The sequence below is a fragment of the Pseudomonas sp. BF-R-30 genome (assembly GCF_019956175.1).
In the GTDB taxonomy this organism is placed as follows: Bacteria; Pseudomonadota; Gammaproteobacteria; order Pseudomonadales; family Pseudomonadaceae; genus Aquipseudomonas; species Aquipseudomonas jessenii.
This window is the reverse complement of record NZ_JAHBDE010000011.1, coordinates 99138-124534: the sequence shown is the minus strand read 5'-3', so window position 1 is coordinate 124534 and position 25397 is coordinate 99138. Positions and strand designations below refer to the sequence as shown.

General features: G+C 58.3%; 23 protein-coding genes. 8 read left to right on the top strand and 15 right to left on the bottom strand.

Going from position 1 to position 25397, the window contains the following annotated elements; all coding sequences use genetic code 11:
* Positions 1-6: 6 nt before the first annotated feature.
* Positions 7-1020: an RHS repeat-associated core domain-containing protein gene (locus tag KGB20_RS07370; protein ID WP_154909893.1), complete on the bottom strand. Its 1014-nt coding sequence runs from the start codon at positions 1018-1020 to the stop codon at positions 7-9.
* A 538-nt stretch (positions 1021-1558) separates the two neighbouring features.
* Entirely contained in the window at positions 1559-2137 is a 579-nt protein-coding gene (locus KGB20_RS29235) for an RHS repeat-associated core domain-containing protein (protein ID WP_411740888.1), read from the bottom strand.
* Here KGB20_RS29235 and KGB20_RS29230 point away from each other — a divergent pair.
* Both KGB20_RS29230 and KGB20_RS07360 read left to right on the top strand, forming a co-directional pair.
* Positions 2018-2311: a hypothetical protein gene (locus tag KGB20_RS29230; protein WP_411740889.1), complete on the top strand. Its 294-nt coding sequence runs from the start codon at positions 2018-2020 to the stop codon at positions 2309-2311. The genes KGB20_RS29235 and KGB20_RS29230 overlap by 120 nt on opposite strands.
* Positions 2312-2517: 206 nt before the next feature.
* Positions 2518-3072 (top strand): DUF2780 domain-containing protein, encoded by a 555-nt coding sequence (locus tag KGB20_RS07360; RefSeq protein ID WP_154909891.1) that lies wholly within the window; start codon positions 2518-2520, stop codon positions 3070-3072.
* 1 nt (position 3073) lies between these two features.
* On the opposite strand, the gene KGB20_RS07355 is transcribed toward KGB20_RS07360, so the two are convergent.
* A complete protein-coding gene (locus KGB20_RS07355; protein ID WP_154909890.1) occupies positions 3074-3961 on the bottom strand; it encodes an acyltransferase in 888 nt (295 codons plus the stop codon).
* Positions 3962-4274: 313 nt separating this feature from the next.
* On the opposite strand from KGB20_RS07355, the gene KGB20_RS07350 reads away from it, so the two are divergent.
* The gene (locus KGB20_RS07350; RefSeq protein WP_154909889.1) at positions 4275-4778 is read left to right on the top strand and encodes an ATP-dependent zinc protease; all 504 of its coding nucleotides are present in this window, start codon (positions 4275-4277) and stop codon (positions 4776-4778) included.
* A gap of 39 nt (positions 4779-4817) precedes the next feature.
* On the opposite strand, the gene KGB20_RS07345 is transcribed toward KGB20_RS07350, so the two are convergent.
* The gene (locus KGB20_RS07345; protein ID WP_223508797.1) at positions 4818-5687 is read right to left on the bottom strand and encodes an RHS repeat-associated core domain-containing protein; all 870 of its coding nucleotides are present in this window, start codon (positions 5685-5687) and stop codon (positions 4818-4820) included.
* 179 nt (positions 5688-5866) lie between these two features.
* On the opposite strand from KGB20_RS07345, the gene creB reads away from it, so the two are divergent.
* From creB to creD, 3 genes are all read left to right on the top strand, one after another.
* On the top strand, positions 5867-6547 hold the full coding sequence (gene creB / locus KGB20_RS07340) for a two-component system response regulator CreB (RefSeq protein WP_154909888.1): 681 nt from the start codon (positions 5867-5869) through the stop codon (positions 6545-6547).
* Positions 6547-7965, top strand: a complete 1419-nt coding sequence (gene creC, locus KGB20_RS07335) for a two-component system sensor histidine kinase CreC (protein ID WP_154909887.1) — start codon at positions 6547-6549, stop codon at positions 7963-7965. Before creB ends, creC begins: the two co-directional genes overlap by 1 nt.
* Before the next feature lie 116 nt (positions 7966-8081).
* A complete protein-coding gene (gene creD, locus KGB20_RS07330; RefSeq protein WP_154861010.1) occupies positions 8082-9452 on the top strand; it encodes a cell envelope integrity protein CreD in 1371 nt (456 codons plus the stop codon).
* 113 nt (positions 9453-9565) lie between these two features.
* Here creD and KGB20_RS07325 read toward each other — a convergent pair whose 3' ends face one another.
* The 9 genes from KGB20_RS07325 to KGB20_RS07285 all read right to left on the bottom strand — a co-directional run bounded on the left by KGB20_RS07325 (position 9566) and on the right by KGB20_RS07285 (position 20018).
* Positions 9566-10645 (bottom strand): RHS repeat-associated core domain-containing protein, encoded by a 1080-nt coding sequence (locus KGB20_RS07325; protein ID WP_223532185.1) that lies wholly within the window; start codon positions 10643-10645, stop codon positions 9566-9568.
* A gap of 102 nt (positions 10646-10747) precedes the next feature.
* Positions 10748-11377, bottom strand: a complete 630-nt coding sequence (locus KGB20_RS07320; protein WP_057716548.1) for a glutathione S-transferase family protein — start codon at positions 11375-11377, stop codon at positions 10748-10750.
* 193 nt (positions 11378-11570) lie between these two features.
* Positions 11571-11750, bottom strand: coding sequence for a hypothetical protein (locus KGB20_RS07315; RefSeq protein WP_085716476.1), 180 nt, complete (start codon positions 11748-11750; stop codon positions 11571-11573).
* On the bottom strand, positions 11747-12877 hold the full coding sequence (locus KGB20_RS07310; RefSeq protein WP_154909885.1) for a PepSY-associated TM helix domain-containing protein: 1131 nt from the start codon (positions 12875-12877) through the stop codon (positions 11747-11749). Before KGB20_RS07310 ends, KGB20_RS07315 begins: the two co-directional genes overlap by 4 nt.
* Before the next feature lie 72 nt (positions 12878-12949).
* Positions 12950-15385: a TonB-dependent siderophore receptor gene (locus KGB20_RS07305; protein ID WP_154909884.1), complete on the bottom strand. Its 2436-nt coding sequence runs from the start codon at positions 15383-15385 to the stop codon at positions 12950-12952.
* Between the two features lie 272 nt (positions 15386-15657).
* Positions 15658-16632 (bottom strand): FecR domain-containing protein, encoded by a 975-nt coding sequence (locus KGB20_RS07300; protein ID WP_150813806.1) that lies wholly within the window; start codon positions 16630-16632, stop codon positions 15658-15660.
* The gene (locus KGB20_RS07295; RefSeq protein WP_090451802.1) at positions 16629-17147 is read right to left on the bottom strand and encodes an RNA polymerase sigma factor; all 519 of its coding nucleotides are present in this window, start codon (positions 17145-17147) and stop codon (positions 16629-16631) included. Before KGB20_RS07295 ends, KGB20_RS07300 begins: the two co-directional genes overlap by 4 nt.
* Positions 17148-17373: 226 nt before the next feature.
* Positions 17374-18081, bottom strand: coding sequence for a PolC-type DNA polymerase III (locus KGB20_RS07290; protein WP_154861015.1), 708 nt, complete (start codon positions 18079-18081; stop codon positions 17374-17376).
* Positions 18078-20018, bottom strand: coding sequence for a putative nucleotidyltransferase substrate binding domain-containing protein (locus KGB20_RS07285; protein ID WP_154861016.1), 1941 nt, complete (start codon positions 20016-20018; stop codon positions 18078-18080). Before KGB20_RS07285 ends, KGB20_RS07290 begins: the two co-directional genes overlap by 4 nt.
* 253 nt (positions 20019-20271) lie before the next feature.
* On the opposite strand from KGB20_RS07285, the gene KGB20_RS07280 reads away from it, so the two are divergent.
* The gene (locus KGB20_RS07280) at positions 20272-20718 is read left to right on the top strand and encodes a response regulator (protein WP_102670834.1); all 447 of its coding nucleotides are present in this window, start codon (positions 20272-20274) and stop codon (positions 20716-20718) included.
* 110 nt (positions 20719-20828) lie between these two features.
* Here KGB20_RS07280 and KGB20_RS07275 read toward each other — a convergent pair whose 3' ends face one another.
* Positions 20829-23006 (bottom strand): malate synthase G, encoded by a 2178-nt coding sequence (locus KGB20_RS07275; RefSeq protein WP_150813807.1) that lies wholly within the window; start codon positions 23004-23006, stop codon positions 20829-20831.
* A gap of 578 nt (positions 23007-23584) precedes the next feature.
* Here KGB20_RS07275 and KGB20_RS07270 point away from each other — a divergent pair.
* Entirely contained in the window at positions 23585-24103 is a 519-nt protein-coding gene (locus KGB20_RS07270) for a glycine cleavage system protein R (protein ID WP_008017358.1), read from the top strand.
* 215 nt (positions 24104-24318) lie between these two features.
* Here the strand turns inward: KGB20_RS07270 and rarD are convergent, their stop codons facing one another.
* Entirely contained in the window at positions 24319-25206 is an 888-nt protein-coding gene (gene rarD, locus KGB20_RS07265; protein ID WP_057713021.1) for an EamA family transporter RarD, read from the bottom strand.
* Between the last annotated feature and the right edge of the window lie 191 nt (positions 25207-25397).

The window sequence follows — 25397 nt, the reverse complement described above, 5'->3', positions numbered from 1 at the left end:
TTAATGTCACCCTTTTTCGTTGCGAATAATGTCTCTTGTTTGGGCGGATATCTGGGGGTTGGGGGTGGTTCTTAAAGTGTGTTCTAGTTTCAATATTCTCTGGTCTATTACGCCGATTGCAATGAGATTAAGTTCTGATTGATTGGCGTTTTTTGAGGCTGCATTCGAGCTGATCAGCTGTTTAATTGCTCTTTGTTCACTTGTTATTAATTCTTGAACGGCCGATTTGAAGGAGGCATCAGCCTGATCGGTTGCTGAAGAGGTGTGAAGGGTAGTTGAACTTGTATCATCGAAGAGATCGTCGATGCTTTTTAATGTACGTTGTTTATCGAGTCGCAGATGCGCTGGGCTCCTTCGATCGGCTGTGATTTGTTCGGTTCTTTTATACGTCCCTACAAGCGAGTCTACCGTCGCAGGTGTATTTCTGGATTTTTTGATCGTCTGAGCTGACTTCCAGAACTTAAATTTCTTAATGGTAAATAAATTAAATGCATGCCCGCTCGGATCGTTTCTGCTTACCGGATCTCCCGCGCAATACCCATACGCATTAATCCCCCCCTCCCCAAACGGGCTCCAACTATCCGGGCTGGTAAACCGCATCATCACCGGGTTAAACGCCCGATAACCATTCCCCAATAAATAGCACCCCGTCACCGGATCCGGTCTTTCACCATTGAAGCCAAGCAGGCTGAGTAAGCCGTTCCCCGCCGGGCGATGGCCATAAGGTGAGTAGGCGAGGGGATGTGGCCGAACTACATCAAGTACATTCAAAACCGAACGCTGTTGATCAGTGGCAAGCAAATGCGCCGCCACTGCCCCACTCTGACGCTGCTGCTGCGCCAGCAGTTGATCCTCGTGCTGCATGATCGAACGCTGCACCGAGTCTTGAATCTCGGTGGCCAGACGATCTTTCAGGTAAAAGCGTCGGGTGGGGGGCTGCGCAGAGGGCGTGCAATCAACCAGACGATCCAGCGGGTCGTAGCGGTAACTGCAGAGCCGCGTTTCTCGATTGGGGAGCATGGCCGGGTTCCTGAATGAGTTTGTCGATCCAGGGTTTTACTGTGGTGCATTCGAACAGAGCCGCCTACTGGCAGCTCTGATAGAGCTGCAGACTGATGATGGTTTGTGAGGTAGTAAGCTTTGTTAAAGGTTCTTAAGGTTCGCTTGCCAAAATAGCCTGTCGAAAAATTTCAGGCGTCGCGGATGATGCTTCTTACTCTTTCAGGAAGATCTTCTAAATTTATACTTTGGATACTATTGTTCTTAAGTTCTTCAATGAAGCTTGGAAAGTATTGTTTAGAATTAAGCTGCTTGTGGAGGCTTTCTATGGATTTTGTTTGCTGCGTCGGATTTAATTTAAATGCCTGTCCGGTAGTGATGGATCTATATAGGTGCGAGTTTGTGGCCAAAGGTGCTTTTATTGAGTGTCCAATATTTTTGTGTTGGTCAAGTACGAGTTGAGATAGATTGATTTGGTTATTTTTAATCGCTGTTAGCAGTTTTTGTTGAGCGTCAAATTTGAAGTCGGTGGGTGTTGGGGAAAACGCAGGTCTGTTTTCTACTGGGACTGCACTTTCATAGCTGGGAGGGAAAGTATCGGCGTAACTTGGAGGAGGGGGGGGCTAGCGCGGGGTGTATTCTCAATTGCTCCGCTTGTATTGATACCGTTTCTAGAGGTCCTGGTCTTCCGAGAAATCAATTTTTTGAGCGAACCCATAAATGGAATTTTATCACTTTTCAAAATGCTGATTAGCTTTCGTGCAGCATGCCCAGTCTGATCGCTTTGATTGATGGGGTCTCCACTGCAATACGCATACCCATTCAACCCACCCTTCCCAAACGGACTCCAACTATCCGGACTGTTAAACCGCATCAACACAGGGTTAAACGCCCGATACCCGTTCCCCAACAAATAACACCCCGTCACCGGGTCAAGCCGTTCGCCGTTGAAACCCAGCAGGCTGAGCAAGCCACTTTCCGCAGGGCGATGACCATAGGGTGAGTAGGCGAGGGGGTGTTGCCGAGCGACATCAAGTACATTCAAAACCGAACGCTGTCGATCACTGGCAAGCAAGCGCGCTTCCACGGCCCCACTCTGACGCTGCTGCTGCGCCAGCAGTTGATCCTCATGCTGCATGATCGAACGCTGCACCGCGTCTTGAATCTCTGTGGCCAGACGATCTTTCAAGTAAAAGCGTCGGGTGGGGGACTGCGCAGAGGGAGTGCAATCAACCAGACGATCCAGCGGGTCGTAGCGGTAACTGCAGAGCAGAGTTTCTCGATTGGGGAGCATGGCCGGGTTCCTGAATGAGTTTGTCGGTCCAGGGTTTTACTGTGGCGCATTCGAACAGATCCGCCTACTGGCAGATCTGATAGTGCCGCAGACTTCGGGGCTGCTTTGTGACGAGCGGATAGGAAATGGGTGGAAACCTGAGGAACATGCCCACGTCTGCCCGGTCAAATCGGCAGCTTTGCGCCCGTAAGCCGGGCGTTTTTCATGACGCAGAGGATGTCTGAATGAAGATTTCACGCGGTTTTGCACTGGCATCACTCCTGACCCTGGCAGCCAGCCCGGTCTTCGCACAGTTCAATTTGGGCGATGCGGTCAATGCCATTGCCGGCATGAAGGGCGATGACGCGGCCGCGACTGCTGCACCGACACCGCAGACCGCCAACCTGCTGAGCACCCTCAGTGAATTGGACATCACCCCAGAGCAAGCCGTTGGCGGTGCCGGGGCGATGCTGGGGCTGGCGAAGAACCAGTTGAGCTCGACCGACTACTCGGAACTGGCCAAAAGCGTGCCGGGCATCGACATGCTCTCGGGCGGCGGGGAGTTGGGTGCACTCGCCGGTCTGCTCGGCTCCAGCGGCAAAGCAGCAGGGCTGGACAACGCCTTGGGCAACGTCAAGGACACCAACGACCTGAACAACGCCTTCAGCGCCCTGGGCATGGACAGCGGCATGATCGGCCAGTTTGCCCCGGTACTCCTGCAATACTTCGGTCAGCAGGGCGTCGGCGGTTCGCTGCTGAGCAGCCTGGGCAGCATCTGGGGCATCGGCACCGGTAGCTGATTCAGCGGCGCCCGGCGCGTAATGCGTCGATGCGCCGGTCCTTCTCGATCCAGAGCTGGTTGACCCAGTTCTGGACCTTCTCGCGAAACGCAGGGTCGTTTTCGTAATCGCCCTGCCACAGCGCCGGGTCGAGTTCGCGAGTCTTGATGTCGATGATGACCCGCGGAACGTTGCCGCTGATCAAGTCCCAGAACCCCGGAATCGTCTGCTGCGGGAAAACCACTGTCACATCGAGGATCGCGTCCAGCTGCTCACCCATCGCCGCCAGCACAAAGGCCACCCCGCCGGCCTTGGGCTTGAGCAGGTGATTGAACGGTGACTGTTGCTGGGCACATTTAGCCGCCGTGAAGCGGGTGCCTTCGAGGTAGTTGACCACCGTCACCGGTTGGCGCTTGAACAATTCGCAGGCCTGTTTGGTGATTTCCAGATCCTTGCCGGCCAGTTCCGGGTATTTGGCCAGGAACGCCTTGCTGTAGCGCTTCATGAACGGGTAATCCAGCGCCCACCACGCCAGGCCCAGGAAGGGCACCCAGATCAGCTCTTTCTTGAGGAAGAATTTGAAGAACGGCGTGCGCCGGTTCAGCGTCTGGATCAGCGCCGGGATGTCGACCCAGGATTGATGGTTGCTGATCACCAGGTATGAAGTGTCGCGACGCAGATCGTCACCGCCACGGATGTCCCATTGGGTAGGGATGCAGACACGGAAGATCAGCTTGTCGATCTCGGACCAGGTCTCGGCGATCCACATCACCGACCATGAGGCGTAATCGCGAAAACGGCCAGGCAGGATCAGTTTGAGCAGGGCAAACACCATCAACGGTCCGATCAGGATCAGGGTGTTGAGCAGGAGCAGCAGGGTCACGAAACAGCCGGTGAGCAGGCGGCGCATAAGTCACTCGTGGAAGCGGTTGGGCGCGCAATGATAAGCAGCTTCGGGCGTCAGGCCAAATCGGTGCTGACGAATGTTTCACCATTGGATGGGTAGGCTGGGTTGGAGTATCCGGTCACATTACTGTGGCGATTGTACCGGCCTCTTCGCGGGCAAGCCCGCTCCCACAGTGGATTGGGGGTGTACACAAGATGTGTGAACGACACAAAACCCTGTGGGAGCGTGGCTTGCCCGCGAAGCGATTCCAAGAACGAACGAATTGCCAACTGACTGTCTAAAATTTCGCTGCCCATTGCTCAAGGAAGCCCCATACGTGAAATCGCTCCTCGCACTGCTTTCTCTTCTGGCCCTGCCGGTCATGGCCGCCGAGCCCACGCTGTACGGACGTTACGAATACATCGCGCTGCCGGAAATTGGCGGTGAAGTGCTCAAGGCCAAGATGGACACCGGTGCCCTGACCGCGTCGCTGTCGGCCAAGGACATCGAAACCTTCAAGCGAGACGGTGAAGACTGGGTGCGTTTCCGCCTCGCGACCAAGGATGCGAGCAACAAGGTCTACGAGCATAAAGTCGCGCGGATCAGCAAAATCAAGACCCGTTCTGAAGAGGACGAAGAAGAAGACACTGCCGCGCCCAGCAAGCGTCCGGTGGTCGATCTGGAATTGTGCCTGGGCAACGTCAAGCGCACGGTCGAGGTCAACCTGACTGACCGCAGCAGCTTCAACTACCCGTTGTTGATTGGGGCCAAGGCATTGCGTGAGTTTGGCGCGGCGGTGAATCCGGCGCGGCGTTTTACCGCGGATAAGCCGGATTGCTGAAAGGCCTCACCAGAGCATGGCGCCATATTGGTTGCTGGGCTATGAGCTTGCCCTGATGGCGCGGTTTAACATTTCTTGCTCATAGGCAATTCCTATCTTTATGAAAGCTGATGTTTGAGACTGCTCAAGGGCGTACTTAACATCGTTAAATCCAGCACTGAGTTGCTCACTAGTTGCTGTACTAAGAAACTCTTCCAGTGACGGTAATGAGCCGCGATGGCTTTTGGGTAGAGCGCGCTGTGGTGGGAAATGTTTACCTTTAGGAGGTGGAATAGCTTGGCTTTTCGGATCAGTGATGCTGCCAATTGGTTTGTTAACGCTGTTTTTTGAGATTTTCGAGTTTTTGAAACTTGACGGCAAATTGGATTGGTTTTTTGGGGTGAAAAAGCTTAGATTCAGATCGTCTTTGTAGAAGTCGTCAGGATTTAATTGATCAGCGGTCTTGGGGGAGTTTAAAGGAGGCGGAGTAGTTGTTTTCTGATTGGCGATAGTTACTGAAACTCTGTTTTTTCCTTTAGATGATTTACTCATCAAACCAAGCTTTTTCAGAAGTAATTTCAGGGGATATGGTGTATGACCCGAACGATCGGTTGCGTTCACTGGGTCCCCCAAACAGTAGACGTACGCATTCAATCCACCCTCCCCAAACGGACTCCAACTATCGGGACTGTTAAACCGCATCAACACCGGATTGAACTGCCGATATCCGTTACCCAAATGATAATGCCCGGTCAGCGGGTCCGGCCGTTCGCCGTTGAAACCCAGCAGGCTGAGCAAGCCGTTTTCGGCTGGGCGATGACCATAGGGTGTGTAGGCGATGTGTTGTCGCCGATTTTCGACCAGGGCGTTTATTACCGAGCGCTGATGATCGGTTGCCAGCAGAATCGTTTTGCGAGAGTGCAAAGGCATTGACTGGTCTCCGTGTCAGTACCAAAAAGACGGGCTATCAGAATCAGCTTGTTTTCATCCATTGCCTACTAGCAGAACTGCTAGGTACCACAGGCCTCGCCGCCAATTAACACAGCCTGATTGACGCCGATTCCCCCTTGAGTCACCGTTCGCCCACATCACTGCCGGGCTCGGACGCCATGCCTCATATCCTGATTGTCGAAGACGAAGCGGCCATTGCCGACACCCTGGTTTTCGCCCTGCAAGGCGAGGGCTTCACCACCACATGGCTGAGCCTGGGCGCGGCGGCGCTGGAGCACCAGCGCCAGACCCCGGCGGATCTGATCATTCTCGATATCGGCCTGCCGGACATCAGCGGCTTCGAAACCTGCAAGCGACTGCGGCGCTTCAGCGAAGTACCGGTGATGTTCCTCAGCGCCCGGGATGGCGAAATCGATCGCGTCGTGGGCCTGGAAATCGGCGCCGACGATTACGTGGTCAAACCGTTCAGCCCTCGAGAAGTGGCGGCGCGGGTCCGGGCGATTCTCAAGCGCATGGTGCCCCGCACGGTGAGCGAACCGTCGGCGACGCTGTTTCGCATCGACAGTGAGCGTGTGCAAATCAGTTATCGCGGTCAACTGCTGACCCTGACCCGCCATGAATTCCGTCTGCTGCAATGCCTGCTGGAGCAGCCCGAGCGAGTCTTCAGCCGCGAACAGTTGCTCGATGCCCTGGGTGTGGCCGCCGATGCCGGTTACGAGCGCAGCATCGACAGCCACATCAAGAGCGTGCGCGCCAAGTTGCGATTGGTGAAGGCTGACGCCGAACCGATCCAGACCCACCGCGGCCTCGGCTACAGCTTCAACCCGGGACACAGCTGATGCCGCTGGGAATCCGGATTTTCCTGGTCTACGCACTGTTCATCGGCCTGACCGGCTACTTTGTGCTCAACACGGTCATGCAGGAGATCCGCCCCGGCGTGCGCCAGTCCACCGAAGAAACCCTGGTCGATACCGCCAACCTGATGGCCGAGATCCTGCGCGACGACTTCAAGGCCGGCAGCCTCAACCAGAACCGCTGGCCGGAACTGCTCAAGGCCTATGGTGAGCGACAGCCCGGAGCGAAAATCTGGGGCTTGCCAAAGAATCAGGTCAACCACCGCATCTACGTCACCGACGCCAAGGGCTTCGTCGTGCTGGACTCCAGCGGGACGGCGGTGGGGCAGGATTACTCGCGCTGGAACGACGTCTACCTGACCCTGCGTGGCGAATACGGCGCACGCTCCACGCGCAATGACCCGAACGATCCGGGGTCTTCGGTGATGCACGTCGGCGCGCCGATTCGCGACAACGGCCAGATCATCGGCGTGGTCACTGTGGCCAAGCCCAACAGCTCGTTGCAGCCTTATGTGGATCGCACGGAACGCCGGTTGCTGGTGTACGGCGCCGGGCTGATCGGCCTCGGTCTGCTGTTCGGCGCGTTGTTATCCTGGTGGCTCAGCCGAGCCCTGCGAAGATTGACGGTGTACGCCCAAGGCGTCAGTGAAGGCCGGCGGGTTGAAGTGCCGCATTATCGCGGCGGTGAGCTGGAGCAATTGGCCACGGCAGTGGAGCAGATGCGCACGCAGCTTGAAGGCAAGGCCTACGTCGAACGTTACGTGCACACCTTGACCCATGAGCTGAAGAGTCCGTTGGCGGCGATTCGTGGCGCGGCGGAACTGTTACAGGGCGAAATGCCTCCGGCACAGCGGCAACGTTTCGTCGGCAATATCGACAGTGAAAGTGCGCGCATGCAGCAGCTGATCGAGCGGCTTTTGAACCTGGCGCAGGTCGAGCAACGCCAAGGGCTGGAGCAGCGGGTGGCGGTGCCATTGGCGGCTTTGGTGGATGGCCTGCTGAACGCGCAATCTGCGCGAATCGAAGGTAAACAGTTGCGCGTAGAGCAAACGATTCCATCGGACCTGGTGCTGATCGGCGAGCCATTTCTGCTGCGTCAGGCGTTGGGTAATCTGCTGGACAATGCGCTGGATTTCACCCCTGTTGAAGGTGGGCTGCGATTCACCGCCGAACGGACAGGCGAGCAGGTCGAGTTCAAGCTTTTCAATCAAGCAGAGCTGATTCCCGACTACGCGCTGCCGCGTTTGAGCGAGCGTTTTTACTCGTTGCCGCGTCCCGACAATGGGCGCAAAAGCACCGGGCTCGGGCTCAACTTTGTCGAGGAAGTGGTCAAGCTGCATGGCGGTACGATGAGTATTGGTAATGTCGACGGCGGAGTGGAGGTGAAGTTACACCTGCCTTAAGAGCGAGTTACGGCCAATCGCGAGCAGGCGGAATCTCCACACAATCTCCACATTCCCCCCATGGCCCCACCACATACCGAATCCAGACTCTCCCCATCCAAAACAGGGAGAGTCCCATGAACCGTAGCCTGACCCTAAAACTCGGGGCAATTGCCCTGTTGATTCTGTTGTTGCTGATTCCACTGCTGATGATCAACGGCGTGATCCAGGAGCGCCAGCAACTGCGCGACGGTGTGCTCGAAGACATTGCCCGCAGCTCCAGTTACAGCCAGCAATTGAGCGGCCCGCTGATGGTGGTGCCGTATCGTAAAGTCGTGCGCACCTGGAAGACCCACGAAAAAACCAACGAGCGTTATCAGGAGATCGGTGAAGAGCGCGGTCGTTTGTATTTTCTGCCGGAGCGCTTCGAACTCGACGCAGACGTTCAGACCGAACTGCGTTCCCGAGGTATTTACCAGGCACGGTTGTTCCATGCAGACAACCGCATCAGCGGCCACTTTTCCCTGCCGGTTCAACTGGGCATCAAGGAAGATTTCGCCGATTACCAGTTCGATCAGCCGTTCCTCGCTGTTGGCATCAGCGACATTCGTGGTATCGAAAACGCGTTGAAGCTTGAACTCAACGGCCAAAACCTGGACTTCATTCCGGGCAGCCAAGTGAGCTGGCTGGGTGAAGGCGTCCACGTGACCCTGCCGGCGTTGGAAACAAAGCAGGCCACGGAGCTGGCCTTCGGTTTTGACCTGAAGCTGCAAGGTACCGGCCAGTTACAAATCCTGCCGGTGGGCAAGACCAGCAAAGTTTCGCTGAGTGCCAACTGGCCGCATCCAAGCTTCATCGGCAACTACCTGCCTGCCCAGCGCGAGATCACTGATCAAGGTTTTACCGCCCATTGGCAGACCTCGTTTTTCTCCACCAACCTGCAAGAAACGCTGAACAGCTGCGTGTCCCGCGGTGGCTGTGAGGCGTTGTTCGGTCGCAGCTTCGGCGTGAGCTTCATCGAACCCGTGGACCAGTACCTGAAAAGCGACCGGGCGATCAAATATGCGCTGCTGTTCATCGTCCTGACCTTTGCCGGTTTCTTCCTGTTCGAAGTGCTGAAAAGCCTAGCGGTGCACCCGGTGCAATATGCGTTGGTAGGTGTGGCGCTGGCGTTCTTCTACCTGTTGTTGCTGTCGTTGTCCGAGCACATCGGCTTTGCCCTGGCGTACCTGTTGTCCGCCAGCGGTTGTGTGTTGTTGATTGGATTCTACGTTTGCCACGTGTTGCGCAGCGTGCGTCACGGCTTGAGTTTTTCTGTGGGATTGGCGGCGTTGTATGGGCTGCTCTATGGGCTGTTGAGTGCAGAGGATTACGCGCTGTTGATGGGGTCGTTGTTGCTGTTCGGTTTGCTCGGCGTGTTCATGGTGCTGACGCGCAAGCTGGATTGGTATGGGGTTGGGCAGAAAACGGGGAAACCGCTGAACTTCGATATTGGAGCGGTGCAATGAGCCGGTCGTTGGGGTTGCGGGAGGATCAGCGGGAGGCTCGGCTATTGGCGATGCGGATCGTGAAGTTGTTTTCCGCTTGGCAGGCAGTCAAAAAAGGTAGGGTATAGCGCGAGTCATGGGGCGGATTCATTTAAATAAATCCGTCCCCATTTTTTCATCCATTTTTTCACGTCCCCATTTTTTGGTGGGCCATTACGTATCTTTTCATTATAATAATTAACTTCGTTCGAGTTGTGGCTGTGGCGTTCACCTTTTCTAGCCTTTTCAAGTTTGAATTCTTGTTTGATGTACCAACTACTGTCTCGGTTGCTTTCATTGCTTGTTTGGGACATCTGGTCCGAATATTCTTCGGGCGCATTCCTACGCGACTGTATATTTGCCGAAGCACGGTTTTGCTTCTGCACTTGCACTTGCACTTGCACTTTGGCCCGCGCCGGTTCCTGCGTACGCCTTAGTGTTTCAGTGGGTACCTTAAAGATCTTTCCATCGTTGTTAATGACTCTTTTCAGCGGAAGCCCATGGTGGTCTAAATACATAGTGTTCTCAGTGGACGTCCGTTGTTGTGATAGCGTAGTTTTTACGGATTTAGGGTTGACTTTTATTCGTGGAATTTTCGGTATAGGGCGAAGTTCCGAAAGTTTACTTAGAAACGAATGCCAAGCGTGCCCAGTTCGGTCTATCCGATTCCTGGGATCCCCCCCACAATATCCATACGCATTCAACCCACCCTCCCCAAACGGACTCCAATTATCCGGGCTGTTAAACCGCATCAACACCGGATTGAACTGCCGATACCCATCGCCCAAATGATAATGCCCGGTCACCAGGTCCGGCCGTTCGCCGTTGAACCCGAGCAAGCTGAGTAAACTGTTCTTCGCCGGGCGATGACCGTAGGGCGTGTAGGCGAGGGGATTAGGTTGAGTCGCCTCTAGTGCGTTGAGCACGGATCGTTGTTGGTCAGTAGCGAGCAGTGTGGTGCTCACCTTGGCGTCGAGGCGATTTTGCTGGGCCAGCAACTGGTCGTCGTGCTGAAGGATGCTCCACCGAGCGGAGCCCTGAATCTCGGTGGCCAGTCGACTTTTGCAATGAAAACGCTGAATGACGGGCTGCTGAAGTGCCGTACAGCCATTCTGGCGATCCAGCGGATCGTAATGGTAGCGGCACAGTACGGTTTCACGGGTTGAATTGGGCATCGGCTGAACTCCGTTCAAGGTCCGGATAGCAGGACCTTGAGCATCGGAGCTTTTTCAGTTTTTGCCTACTAGCAGAACTGATAGTGCGTTGGCATCTCCAGGCTAAACCTTCGGCATCGTCGCAATCATCGAAGGCCGCTGGCTCACCTCGAAATACCACGCCGCCAACTGCGGATTCGCTGTGCGCCAGTCCAGATCCGGATGGCGCAGGTCCAGGTAACCCAATGCACAGGCCACGCTGATCGCGGCCACGTCGAAATGGCAGGTCAGCTCGGCAATCGCGTCTTTTTCCAGCAGCGCCAAGGCACGGCGGATCTTGTCGCGCTGGCCGTCGAGCCATTCGTCCCAGTGTTTCTCCGGGGCGCGCAGGGCGACTTCGTAGCGCACCAGCACGGCCGCGTCCATGATCCCGTCGGCCAGCGAAGCGAGGGTCAGGCGTCGCCAGCGGGCCGAACCTTCGCGGGGGATCAGCGGGTTACCGACGTGCTGGTGGTCGAGGTAGTCGAGAATGACCCGGCTGTCGTGAATGATGTTGCCATCGGCCAGGCGCAGGGCCGGGATTTTGCTCAGGGGGTTGTCGTCGATCAGGGTCAGGTCCGGGTTGACCGGGGTCAGTACGCTGGTCTGTAACGCCACGCGGTTCTGTTGTCCGGTTTCGTGCAGCAGCACCATGACTTTGCGAACGAAGGGGGAAAGCGGGTTGTGGTACAGGGTCATGCTCGGGGCGGACATGGCAGCGTCTCGGTCGGTGGCAGTGTCGGGCAGCATAGCGCGTTGGTCTGATTGCTCAAGCATCATGGCTTGACCCCTTGTGGGAGCGAGCTTGCTCGCGATGGTCGTCAACGATGACGTTGGAAGACTGACACCCCGGGGAGTTCTCGGGTGCATCGCGAGCAAGCTCGCTCCTACAGGGGGGGATGTCGCTTCAGCGGCGTTGCAGGAGGCCCCGCAGGGCAACAGCGGCGGGGATGCCCAAGCCTAGCCAGCTCAGCGAATCCCACACACCATCCCCGAGCAACGCGGCAAACAACCCTGCCGCGCTGAACAAGGCGATGACGATTGGAGTGCTAAACACTTTCCAGAAGTTCGACTGCCGGGGCTTCATGCCACGCTCTCCGCTTTTTCCAGCACAGGCCTGGCAGCCTTGCGCCGCACCACCCACAGGTAGACCCCGCTGCCGAGCACGATGATGGTCAGCACATCTAGGGTCGCCCAGAGTATCTGCATCGGCATGCCACCGTAGTCACCGAAGTGCAGCGGTTGTGACATGCCCATGACGTCCATGTACCACGGGCGTTCGACCACTGCGGTGACTTGCAAAGTGCTGGCATCGATCAGAACCGGCGTGAGCAGGTGCGAGGTCAGGTGCGTGCTGCCCTTCATGAACACTGCGTAATGATGCTCACTGGAAAAGCGTGTGCCGGGGAAGGCGATGAAGTCCGGCTGCATGCCCGGTGCGACTTCCTTGGCGATGTCGAGCAAACGGTTGGCCGGCGCCAGTTGAGTCAGCGGGGGTGCATCGCGATACGGCGCGATCATCGCGGCCAGTGTGTCGTTGCGCCATGCTGCAATCAGTAGGTCTGCGCAGGCACTGACGACGCCGGTTACGCCGACCACCAGCGCCCAGGTCAACGTCACGACGCTGATCAGGTTATGCAGGTCGAGCCAGCGCAGGCGAGTGGATTTGTCCTGGCGCACGGTGGCGAATTTCAAGCGGCGCATGAACGGCAAGTACAGCACCGTGCCGGAAACGATCGCTGCCACGAAGACAATTCCCATGAACGCCAGCAGCAACTTGCCCGGCAAGCCGGCGAACATGTCCACGTGCAGGCGCAACATGACCATCATGAAGCCGCCGTTGGCCGATGGCGTTTCCAGCGCTTCGCCAGTACGGGCGTCGAGCATGAAGGTGTGGGACGAGTTCGGCTCGGTGCCTGCGGTCGCGGCCATGATGGTCAGCACTGCGTTGGGCTCATCCTCCTCGAAGCCGAAGTACTGCATGACTTCACCGGGACGATGTTTCTCGGCCGCGTCCACCAACTGCTGCAAATTCAGGTGCGGGGTGTCCGCCGACATTACCTTCACTTCAGGCGCATCGCCCAGCAAGTGGTCAATCTCGTGGTGAAAGATCAACGGCAGGCCGGTCAGTGCCAGCATCAGCAGAAACGCTGTGCAGATCAGGCTGGACCAGGTGTGGACGAAGGACCAGCGGCGAATTGTTTTACTTTTCATTTCATAGCCTTCAGAAAAACCAAAGCCGCCCACGAAGGACGGCCTGGTCATTGGGCGTGTCAGCTCAAAGCGTTACCACTTGTAGGTTGCACTGGCGACGACACTGCGCTGGTCGCCGTAGTAGCAGTAGTAGCTGTCGCAAGTCGAGATGTAGTCCTTGTCGAGCAGGTTGGTTGCGTTGACGGCCAGCGAAGCGCCTTTGAGGCTGTTGTCCAGGCGACCGAGGTCGTAGTGAACCACGGCGTCGAACACCGTGTAGGCGTCGGCCTTGCCCAGCCAGGTGTTGGCCTGGTCGCCATAGGTATTGCCGGTGTAGCGCGCGCCGGCGCCGATGCCGAAGCCATCCAGCACGCCGTTGTGCCAGGTGTAGTCGCCCCACACCGACGCTTGCTGGTTAGGCATCAGTTGCAGGCGATTGCCCTTGTAGATGCCCTCTTGCACTTCGGATTTGGCCAGGGTGTAGGCAGCGGTGACCTTGAGGTTTTCGGTCACGTCGGAAACGGCTTCCAGCTCCAGGCCTTTGACTTTCACTTCGCCGGTCTGGCTGGTGACTGTCACGTTGCCCACGTTGTTGGTGACGGAAACGTTTTTCTGGGTCAGGTCATACACAGCCGCGGTCAGCAGGGTGTTGCTGCCCGGTGGCTGGTACTTGATCCCCAGTTCCCATTGCTTGCCTTCGGTCGGCTTGAACGACTCGGTCGGCGAGGCGACGGCATTGCTGGTCGGCTGGAACGATTCGGCGTAGGACAGGTAAGGCACGAAGCCCGAGTCGAACACGTAGCTGATCGCCGCGTTGCCGCTGAAGTTCTTGTCGCGTTCGGTGTTGGTGGCATCGCCCTTGTTGAAGAACGTGGTACCGGTGTGGACCCAGTCTTCACGACCGCCGAGGGTCAGGCGCCATTGGCCGAGGGCCATCTGGTCCTGGATGTACAGGCCGGTCTGCTGGGTCTTCTGTTCGTAGTCATAGAAGGCTGTGGAGCGTGCCGGACGCTCGATCGGCAAGCCATAGACCGGGTCGTTGACGTTGATGCCCGGCGCGGTGCCGAAGATCGAGAGGTAGTTGGTGGTGTTGCGCTGGTGGTCCAGGCCGATCAGCAAGGTGTGACTGACGTCGCCGGTGACGAAGTCGCCCTGGAAGTTGTTGTCCACGGCGAATTGGGCGATGTCTTCGTCGACATTGGTGGTGCCACGGCCGGTGTTGCCTTGATCGTCGACGACAGACCCGTAAGAGGGGCCGTAGCTATTGACGGTCACGGCCTGGAACGACAGCTCCGACTTGGTGTAGCGCAGGTTCTGGCGGAACTGCCAGACATCGTTCAAGCGGTGTTCGAAGGCATAACCCAGTGCGTAGTAGGTGCGGTCGTAGAAGTCGTAGTTCGGGTCACCCAGGTTCTTGTGGTGGGAGATATCGCCGAACGGCATGTCGATCTTGGTGCCCTGGATCGGATAGAACTGACTGGTGATACCGGTATCGTCACGGGTGAACTGCGTGAGCAGGGTGAATTTGGTGTCTTCGTCGATGTTCCAGGTCAGGCTGGGCGCAATGTTGTAGCGCTTGTCATCGATGTGGTCGATGGGGGTGCCGCCGTCGCGCAGGACGCCGCTGAGGCTGTAAAGGAACTGGCCTTCGTCATCGATCTTGCCGGTGCTGGCGAAGTTGATCTGGCGATGATTGTCGCTGCCGTATTGCAGCTGGATCTCGCTGCTGGCTTCAGCGCTTGGGCGACGGCTGACCATGTCCAGCAGGCCGCCCGGCGGGGTCTGGCCGTACACGGAGGAGGCCGGGCCGCGCAGCAGCGCCAGGCGGTCGAGGTTCCAGGTTTCCTGTTTCGGGTTGGAGTACACACCTTTTGGCAGTGGCAGGCCGTCGAGGAATTGAGTCGGCTCGAAACCTCGCACACGCAACCAGTCGGCGCGGGTGTCGCTGCCGAAGCTGCTGGAGGTGATGCCCGGCAAGTAGCGCACGGCATCGTCGAGGGTGTGTGCGTTGCGGTCGTCCATCTGCTCGCGAGTGACGACCGAAATCGAACGCGGTGCCTCGACCAGCGCGGTGTCGGTCTTGGTGCCGGCGGCAGTGCGCTTGGCCAGGTAGCCCTGTGCCGGGCCCCAGGCGCTTTCAGTGTCTTGCACACCAATCACGCTGGTTACCGGCAGGTCCATCACACCCTCGGGCACGGCCACCAGGCTGTAGGTGCCCGCACTGCTCTGTTCCAGTTGCAGCCCGGTGCCACGCAGGGCTTCGCGCAGGGCGCCGGCTGCGTCGAACTGGCCTTTGACCGGCGCCGAGGTCTTGCCCGCCGCCAGGGATGGATTCAACGACAGGGCCAGGCCGGCCTGGCTGGCAATCTGGTTCAGGGTGTTGACCAGTGGAGCGGTCGGCAGGTTGTAAGCGCGGACGCCGGACGCCTGTTCAGCGGCGACCAGTTGGCTGCTGGCCAAAGGGGTGCAAAGGGCAATGGCAACCGCCAGCAAACTGCGGCGTAACAGGGAGTCTAGCGAACGAGGCATACAGCGGCTCCTGAATGGAAACATTTCTCAATTGCCTGTGTGCCGTACGAAAATCAAAAAGTGATAGGGCTGGATGAAAATAATTTCGATTCAGTTATTCAATAAACATCGAGGAGCTTCAGGCATGCGCATTTTGTGGCGAGGGGGCTTGCCCCCGTTCGGCTGCGTAGCAGTCGTGACGTCAGCGAACACAGTCAGTCAGAAAAATGCAGGGGGCCGCTTCGCGACCCAACGGGGGCAAGCCCCCTCGCCACAGGGTTCTGTGTGCGGGTTCAGGGTTTGGTATCGGCCTTGGCCACGACCTTCACCCACCACTGCGTGTGCTGTTCGATCTGCACCGGCAGGGTCGGCAGCAGGGCGTTGAGTGCCAGGTCGGTGTCGCGCAGCGGGAAACTGCCGGTGATGCGCAGGTCGGCCACTTCCGGCGCGACCCCGACGTAACCGTTTCGATAGCGGCCGATTTCATGCACCAGGTCTTCCAGCCGTGTGTTGTCCACCACCAGCATGCCGCGGGTCCAGGCATCCGCACCGAGGTTGACGGCCAGAACCGGGCCCAGGCCGTTGTTACGGATCAGTACCTGCTGGCCTTCGCGCAGAATCCTTTCGTCAGGGTTGGACTCAGGGTGAACCGCCACCGCCGACTGCAATACGCTCAAGCGCGTTCCGTCTTCCTCGCGCTTGACCAGAAACCGCGTACCCAGCGCACGCATGCTGCCTTCGCGGGTTTCGACGATGAACGGCCGGGGATCGCCATGGCCCGTTTCAACCAGTATTTCGCCTTCCTGAAGCACGATGCGCCGCTGCTTTTCATCGAAACGCACATCCAGCGCACTGTGGGTATTGAGATTGATCAGCGTGCCGTCAGCCAGACGCAGGGTGCGTTGCTCGCCAACGGCGGTGCGCTGGTCGGCCAGCCAATAGTCGATCGGCAGGTAACGATCCCCGGCGAACAGGGCCAGGCCGACCACGGCAACGAAACTGGCGACACCGTTGCCAAGCTTGCGCACTCGCCGACGAATGCCTTCGCGCGATTGCAGCAAGGCAGTGCGGGCCGGGCCGCTGGCCACGCTGAAACGCTGGTCGAGCATGCCCAGCTGGCGCCAGGCGCGGGCGTGTTCTTCATGGGCCGCGTGCCACTTGGCGAACTCTTCGCGCTCTACCGGGTTGGCGGAGTCCATGGACAGCTGCCAGGCAATCGCCGCGTCCAGCACGCTGGCCGATACCGGTTTGGAACTGACCGGGTTCATGTCGGCTCACCATACAGCGCGATATAGCACTGGCGAATGCCTTGGGCCAGGTACTGGCGCACCCGCGGCACCGACACACCGAGGCGCTCGGCGATTTCCGCGTGACCGAGGCCGTCGAGGCGGTTGTAGAGGAATGCCGCCCGGGCCTTGCTGGAAAGTTTGCCGAGCAAGCGGTCGATGTTTTTCAGGTCTTCGAGGATCATTTGCTGTTCTTCCGCCGACGGTTGTTCGGCTTCGGGAATCAGCATCAACTCGGTGAGGTAGGCCTGTTCCAGCGCGGCGCGACGGAAATAATCGAACAGCAGGCCCTTGGCGATCGCCACGAGGAATGCCCGCGGCTCGCGCGGTGCCTTCAGTTCCTCACGGCCCAGCAAACGCACGAAAGTGTCCTGGCTCAGGTCTTCGGCCCGCTGGGGGCAGGCGACGTTGCGTCGAAGCCAGGCCAATAGCCAACCGCGATGGTCGCGATATAACGCACCGACGAGCTCACTTTGAGGGCTTGGGACTGACGACACGCCGCATCACCGATTGGGAAGTATTAACTAACGAGAATTGTTCGCGATTGTGGCAGAGGCGAGGGAGGTAAGCAATTGGCGTTGGTCGGGTGGGGATTTGGCGAAGGCCTCTGTAGGAGCGAGCTTGCTCGCGATGAATTTGAAGGCGACGCATTTTTCCAGACAGCACGCGTCACCGTTCACGACCATCGCGAGCAAGCTCGCTCCTACAGGAGGGGCCTGAAGGTCAGAAGGAAGGCGCCTGCTGCCGGCGCTTCCACTGACTCAAGCGCTGTTGCAAATTCAACGGGCTATGAATCTGCTGCTGCCGCGCACGGCTGAACAGGATCAGTGCCAGTTCGGCGGTGGCCAGGGCGTCGGCGCTGGCGTGGTGGCGCTCGAAGACTTCGAGCTTGAACCAGTCGATCCAATCGTCCAGCCCGGCCTCGCGAATGTGCGCCTGGGGGCATAGCAGTGGCGCAATATCTGCCACATCCAGAAAGGCATGCTGCAACTTGTAACCCAGATGATCCTTCAGGGCGCGCCCCAACATGTGCTGGTCGAACGGTGCATGGAAGGCCAGCACCGGGCTGTCGCCGACAAACTCCATGAGTTCGAGCAGCGCCTCGGCCGGATCGCTGCCGGCAGCAATTGCACTGGGGCCCAAGCCGTGAATCAGCACACTGGGGCCGAGTTTGAGTTCGCCGCATTGCAAGGTTCGCTCGAACTGTCGACTGAAATCGATCGCGCCATCCTCGATCACCACGGCGCCGATGGACAGTACCCGGTCCTTGTTCATATTCAGCCCGGTAGTTTCCAGGTCGAGCACTACCCAGCGCTGCTCGCGCAGGCTGCATTCACTCAATCCGGTGACCGTCGGCAGGCGTTGAAGACGTAGTTGCAGGTCTGCGGACAAGCTCGGGCCGGCCGGGCGCAGCCATGAAAACAGGCTCATATCTGATACCGCAAGGTCAGGCTGCTTTGCAGGCGCTGTGCCTGGCGCAGGGACTCACGCAGGATGCGCCGGTCCAGATGATTGAGGCTGTCGGGATCGACCCGATTTGAGTAAGGAAAATTCTCTCGGGTCTGTAGTTGATGTTGCTGCATGCGTGTTTGCTGGATGAAGTGATAGGCCTCTTCGTACGCGGCGCCGTCCAGGGGATCGATGACCTCCTTGTCGACCAACTGGCGAAAACGCTCCAGCGTGTTGTTTGTTTCGATACCGTGGGCCAGGGCCAGCAACCGGGCGCCGTCGACAAAGGGTGTCAGACCCTGAGTCTTCAGGTCCAGGGTGGCCTTCTCGCCATTCTTGCGCGCCAGTACGAACTCGCGGAAACGCCCTACGGGCGGGCGATTGCGCAACGCATTCTCAGCCATCATGCGCTGGAACAAGCGGTTGTCGCCGACCTGGTCGAGAATGCCCCGGCGCAATTGCTCACAGCCTTGCTCGCTGCCCCAGACCACGCGCAAATCGAAATAGATGCTCGAACCCAGCAGGTTCTCCGGGGTTGCCTCGCGGATAAACGCCGCAAAGCGCCGCGCCCATTCGGCCCGGGACAGGCACAGCTCAGGATTGCCAGCCATGATATTGCCCTTGCACAAGGTGAAGCCACACAGCGCCAGGCTCTGGTTGATCTGCTGGGCAATGGGCAACAACTTGCCGCGAATCTCGGCGGCATGGGCCGCATCCCTGGCTTCGAACAGAATGCCGTTGTCCTGATCGGTGTGCAGGGTCTGCTCGCGACGGCCTTCGCTGCCGAAACACAGCCAGCTGAACGGCACGCCGGGGTCACCTTTTTCGGCGAGAGTCAGTTCGATCACTCGGCACACGGTGTGGTCGTTGAGCAAGGTGATGATGTGGGTGATCTGCGTCGAAGACGCGCCGTGGGCCAGCATGCGCTCGACCAGTTGACCGATTTCGCCCCGCAGCGCCATCAGGTTTTCCACTTTCTGGGCATTGCGGATAGTGCGCGCCAGATGCACCAGGTCGACCCGTTGCAGGGAAAACAGATCGCGCTCGGAAACCACGCCGCACAAACGCTGGTCCTTGACCAGGCAGACATGGGCGATGTGCCGCTCGGTCATGGCAATCGCCGCGTCGAATGCACTCTGATCCGGCGACAGGAAGAACGGCGCCCGGGTCATGTACCCTTCGATGGCCTCGTTGAAATCACTGCTGCCGTTGGCCACGGTCTGGCGCAGGTCGCGCAGGGTGAAAATCCCCAGTGGCGCCTTGAGTTCATCGACCACCACGATGCTGCCGACCTGTTGTTCGTGCATCAACGTCACGGCTTCGCGCAATGGCGTCTGCGGGGCGCATGTCACCGGGTGGCGCATGGCCAATTCGCCCAGTCGGGTATTGAGCGAATATTGGGTGCCCAGGGTTTCCACGGCTTTTTGCTGCACTTGCTGGTTGACTTGATCCAGCAGGCTGCTGACGCAGCGCAGGGCGAAGTTGCGGAAGGTGTCCGATAGCGAAAACAGGCGGATGAATGCCGGCTTGTTCAGTTGCAGGCAGAAGGTGTCTTCGCCGGCCAGGTGCTCGGTCCGGGTCGCCCGTTCACCCAGCAACGCCGCGAGAGGGAAACATTCGCCAGTGGTGATCTCGAAAACCGTTTCGGTGCTACCGTTTACCGTATGCGGACGCTCGCCCACGACCCGGCCTTGCTTGACGATATAGAAGTGCTCGACTGGGCCGTCAGCGGGTTTGATGATGCTCTCGCCGGGGGCGTAAAAACGCATCTGACATTGCTCGACCAGATACGCCAGGTGAGCGTGTTCCATCTGATTGAAAGGCGGGAAGCGCTGGAGGAATTGCAACGTGCCCTGGATGTTCTGCAACACCGCGGTTTTCCCTGCCTGTGTGAAGGCGTCCGCTTTACTCATAACCATTACCGCAGTCTTTTTTGAATTGTTGTTGTCGGATGACCCAGACATGGTCGACCCCTGTGGCCGGAGTGCCCATTGGACGTAAGTCTAGGTAGGCGATTGGTATGCTGAAATGTCGGAAGAATCCTACGCAACTGTGCGAAAAACCTCTCTGTCCCCCTATTGGAAAAATATCCGACGAAGCGCACATTTAAGGCCTGCTTAGCGATGTCTCGTCACTGTGCTAGGGAAATGAATTGAACATGTAGAGAAAGCCATGTCCGACCACGATATTTTGAGCGACGCCGAGCGCGAGGCGTTGAGCGCCGTCATGCTGGAACCTGACCTGCCGCCACAACGGGTGCTGATCGTCGATGACGATAAAGACGCCAGGGAACTGCTGTCAGAGATCCTGGCGCTTGACGGTATTCACTGCATGACGGCGGCCAGTGGCGAAGTGGCACTCAAGATGCTGGAGGAGAAACCTTCGATCGGACTGGTGATTACCGACCTGCGCATGGGCCTCGTCGACGGCCTGGACCTGATCCGACAGGTGCGCGAGTCGGTACGGGCGGCGTTGCCGATCATCATCGTCTCGGGTGATGCCGACGTGAAAGATGCGATCGCCGCGATGCATTTGAATGTGGTGGACTTTCTGCTCAAGCCGATTGATGCCGGCAAGCTGCTGGAACTGGTTAAGCATGAACTTGGGGTGGAGCCTTAGTCCAAGCCTGTCAGCCCTGAACTACCTCTGTGGAAGATCGCGGACAGCCCAAAAAGAAAAAGCCCTGATCTTTCGATCAGGGCTTTTTCATATCCGGCGCAGACGCTCAGTTACAGGCCATTGGCAGCCTTGAACTCGCGCCGACGACGGTGCAGGACCGGCTCGGTGTAGCCGTTCGGCTGCTTCGTGCCTTCGACCACCAGTTCGACCGCCGCCTGGAAGGCGATGTTGCTGTCGAAGTTCGGGGCCAGCGGACGGTACAGCGCGTCGCCGGCGTTCTGACGGTCAACCACCGGCGCCATGCGTTTGAGGCTTTCCATCACTTGCTCTTCGGTGACGATGCCGTGACGCAGCCAGTTGGCGATGTGCTGGCTGGAAATACGCAGCGTTGCACGGTCTTCCATCAGGCCGACGTCGTTGATATCCGGCACTTTCGAACAGCCGACACCCTGGTCGATCCAGCGCACCACGTAACCGAGAATGCCCTGGCTGTTGTTGTCCAGTTCGTTCTTGATCTGTTCGGCGGTCCACTGCGGGTTGACCGCCAGCGGGATGGTCAGGATGTCGTCTACCGAAGCATGGGCACGTTTGGCCAGTTCGGCCTGACGGGCGAACACGTCAACCTTGTGGTAGTGCAGCGCGTGCAGGGCAGCAGCGGTCGGCGAGGGTACCCAGGCGGTGTTGGCACCGGCCATCGGGTGAGCGATTTTCTGTTCGAGCATCGCCGCCATCAGGTCCGGCATGGCCCACATGCCTTTACCGATCTGTGCGCGACCTTGCAGGCCGGTGCTCAGACCGATATCGACGTTGGAGTTCTCGTAGGCGCCGATCCATTTTTCCGCCTTCATGTCCGCCTTGCGCACCATCGGGCCGGCTTCCATGGAGGTATGGATTTCATCGCCCGTGCGGTCGAGGAAACCGGTGTTGATGAACACCACACGCTCGCTCGCCGCCTTGATGCAGGCCTTGAGGTTGATCGTGGTACGACGCTCCTCGTCCATGATCCCGACTTTGAGGGTGTTGCGCGGCAGGCCCAGCACGTCTTCGATGCGACCGAACAGCTCGTTGGTGAACGCCGCTTCTTCAGGGCCGTGCATCTTCGGCTTCACGATGTAGATCGAGCCGGTGCGGGTGTTTTTGCGCGAGGTGTTGCCGTTCAGGTTGTGCATCGATGCCAGGCAAGTCACCAGGCCATCGAGAATGCCTTCAGGCACTTCGTTACCGTCTTTGTCGAGGATCGCATCGATGGTCATCAGGTGACCGACGTTACGCACGAACAGCAACGAACGACCGTGCAGGCTCAGTTCACTGCCATCGACGGCGGTGTAGGTGCGGTCGGCGTTCATGGTGCGGGTAAAGGTCTGACCGCCCTTGGCGACTTCTTCCGACAGATCGCCCTTCATCAGGCCGAGCCAGTTGCGGTAGATCACCACTTTGTCATCGGCATCGACCGCGGCAACCGAGTCTTCGCAGTCCATGATGGTGGTCAGCGCGGCTTCCATCAGGATGTCTTTGACGCCGGCCGCGTCGGTCTGGCCGACCGGGGTGCTGGCGTCGACCTGGATTTCGAAATGCAGGCCGTTGTTTTTCAGCAGGATCGCGGTCGGTGCAGCGGCATCGCCCTGGAAGCCGATCAGTTGCGCATCGTTGCGCAGGCCAGTGTTGCTGCCGCCTTTGAGGGCGACCACCAGTTTGCCATCGACGATCTTGTAGCCGGTGGAGTCTACGTGAGTGCCGGCAGCCAATGGCGCGGCTTCATCGAGGAACGCACGGGCGAAGGCGATGACCTTGTCGCCGCGAACCTTGTTGTAGCCTTTGCCTTTTTCCGCGCCGTCGTCTTCGCTGATGGCGTCGGTGCCGTAGAGCGCGTCGTACAGCGAACCCCAGCGGGCGTTCGAAGCATTGAGAGCGAAGCGGGCGTTCATCACCGGTACCACGAGTTGTGGACCGGCCATGCGGGCGATTTCTTCATCGACGTTTTGCGTCGTTGCCTGGAAATCGGCCGCTTCTGGCAGCAGATAACCGATGTCTTGCAGGAAAGCTTTGTAGGCCACGGCGTCGTGCGCCTGACCTGCACGTTCCTGGTGCCAGGCATCGATACGAGCCTGGAAATCATCGCGTTTGGCGAGTAGGGCTTTGTTCTTCGGTGCCAGGTCATGGATGACCTTGTCGGCACCGGCCCAGAACTTATCGGCGGTGAGGCCGGTACCGGGAATGGCTTCGTTGTTCACGAAGTCGAACAGGACTTTGGCGACCTGCAGGCCACCGACTTGAACGTGTTCAGTCATTGCTTGCCTCACTCTGCTCAGCTATTTCGCTTTTCAGCTCTTCAATTTAACAATGAAGCCTTTGGCCATTTAAACCACAAACCCCTCTACCAGTACATGCCCACGACGGGCGGCTGGGTTGGGACCAATCAACGGCTTGGGGCCTTGCTGACAGGGCTTTCAGGGTTGCGAACGTGCCTGCGGCAGACATCGATCCAACGTTATGTAGTGCGCGCTGCGGCATACTACATGATGAATTGCGGTTGTGAAAATTAGACTAATTACGTCGTTCTGCGACCCCATGACGCATTGCGGTCACGTCGGGGAGCGTGATGTTCTCAAAAAACTATTGGATTGTTCCAGTTAAATATCAAAAGTTGTACACATTATCTTTGGTGCTCTGCTATGGGGTGCCTGTTTTTGTGGCGGGCTTGCCCCGTTGAGTGGCGAAGCCGCTCCCGTGCATGTACCACGAAAAATTACATCCGCTCATTTTGCGACTGCTGCGCAGCCGAACGGGGGCAAGCCCCCTCGCCACAATGTTCCCCTTGCCTATACTTGGTTCTCTATAACAAAAGTCATGACTGGAGGGCTGCGCCATGGACCACCTCGTTCTCACTGTTTTTGCTCCGGACAAGCCGGGGCAAGTCGAGCGCATTGCCCAATGCATTGCCGAGCACGGCGGCAACTGGCTGGAAAGCCGCATGTCGCGCATGGCGGGACAATTCGCCGGCATTCTGCGGGTGGGCGTGCCGGCCGAGGCCTACGACGAATTGGTCGATGCCCTGCAGGGCTTGTCCGCCCAGGGCATTCGCGTGTTGGTCGCCGAAAGCAGCATCGAACAATCCTGCACCTGGAAGCCGATCGCCATGGAACTGGTGGGAAATGATCGTCCGGGGATCGTGCGTGACATCACACGCTTGTTGAGCGAGCAGGGGGTGAGTCTGGAACGGCTGGTCACCGAAGTGCGCCCGGCCCCGATGAGCAGCGAACCGTTGTTCCATGCCGAAGCGATTCTTGCCGTCCCGCTGACGTTGTCGCTGGACGTGCTGCAATCGCGCCTGGAAACCCTGGCGGACGATCTGATGGTCGAGTTGGTGCTACGCAGTGATCCCTGATCAGGTTATCCAAGTTAAACGTGCACCGGCCTGTGGATAACCTGTAGAGACACCCCGCCAGGCCACGCCGACCGGGGTTCTTCATGATCTGATCAAAAAACCAGCAGTTTCAGCCACTTGCGCACAATCGGCGGGGATCACGCTGTGGATAACCTTGGGAAGGAATGATGCAGGCCACGGGAGACGTGGCCTGTAGGCTTTTGTGCGTTTTTTGATCAGCTGCGGCGGCGCAAACTTATCCACGCATCGACGCTGTAAACCGCCAGACCGGCCCAGATAAACATGAACGCTACCAAGGTGCTGGACGACAGGTGCTCGCCAAACAGCAGAACGGCTTGCAGCAGCACCAGGGTTGGCGCCAGGTACTGAAGAAACCCCAGTGTCGTGTAGGGTAAATGCCGTGCAGCAGCGTTGAAGCAGACCAGCGGCACCAGCGTGATCGGACCAGCGGCGACCAGCCACCAGGCTTGGGAAGTGGTCCAGAATTCGGCCTGGGCGCTGCTGGCCGTCGGGTTGAGCAGCAACCAGCCGAGGGCAATCGGCACCAGCATCCAGGTTTCCACCACGAGCCCTGGCAGTGCCTTGACCGGTGCCTGCTTGCGAATCAGGCCATAGAAGCCGAAGGTCAGGGCCAGCACCAGCGACACCCACGGCAGGCTGCCGACTTGCCAGACCTGTTGCGCCACCCCAACAGCCGCCAGACCGACGGCAATCCATTGCATGCGCCGCAGCCGTTCGCCGAGGATCAGCATGCCCAGCAGCACGTTCACCAACGGGTTGATGTAGTAGCCGAGACTGGCCTCCAGCATACGGCCGTTGTTCACCGACCAGACGTAGGTCAGCCAGTTGGCCGCGATCAGCGCACCGCTCAGGGCCAGGATCGCCAGTCGCTTGGGGTTCTCCCGCAGCTCGCGCCACCAGCCGGGATGCTTCCAGACCATCAGCAACAAGGCGCCGAACAGCGCCGACCACAGCACCCGGTGGATGATGATTTCCACTGCGGGCACGCTGGCGATGGCTTTGAAGTAGAGGGGGAAAAGCCCCCAGATGATGTAGGCACTCAGGCCTAGAATGTACCCGCGACGCGGGTTGGCGGCTTGCATGCAGAATCCTTGCTTAGGCAGCTAACAAAGAGGGGATTGTAAGGAGATTTGTTTGCGAATGTCCTGACTGAATAGGTAGGACATTTGTGAACATCGGTATCTGTAGGAGCGAGCCTGCTCGCGATGGACGTCAACGATAACGCGTGCTGTCTGGATAAACGCGTCGCCCTTGCGTTCTTCGCGAGCAGGCT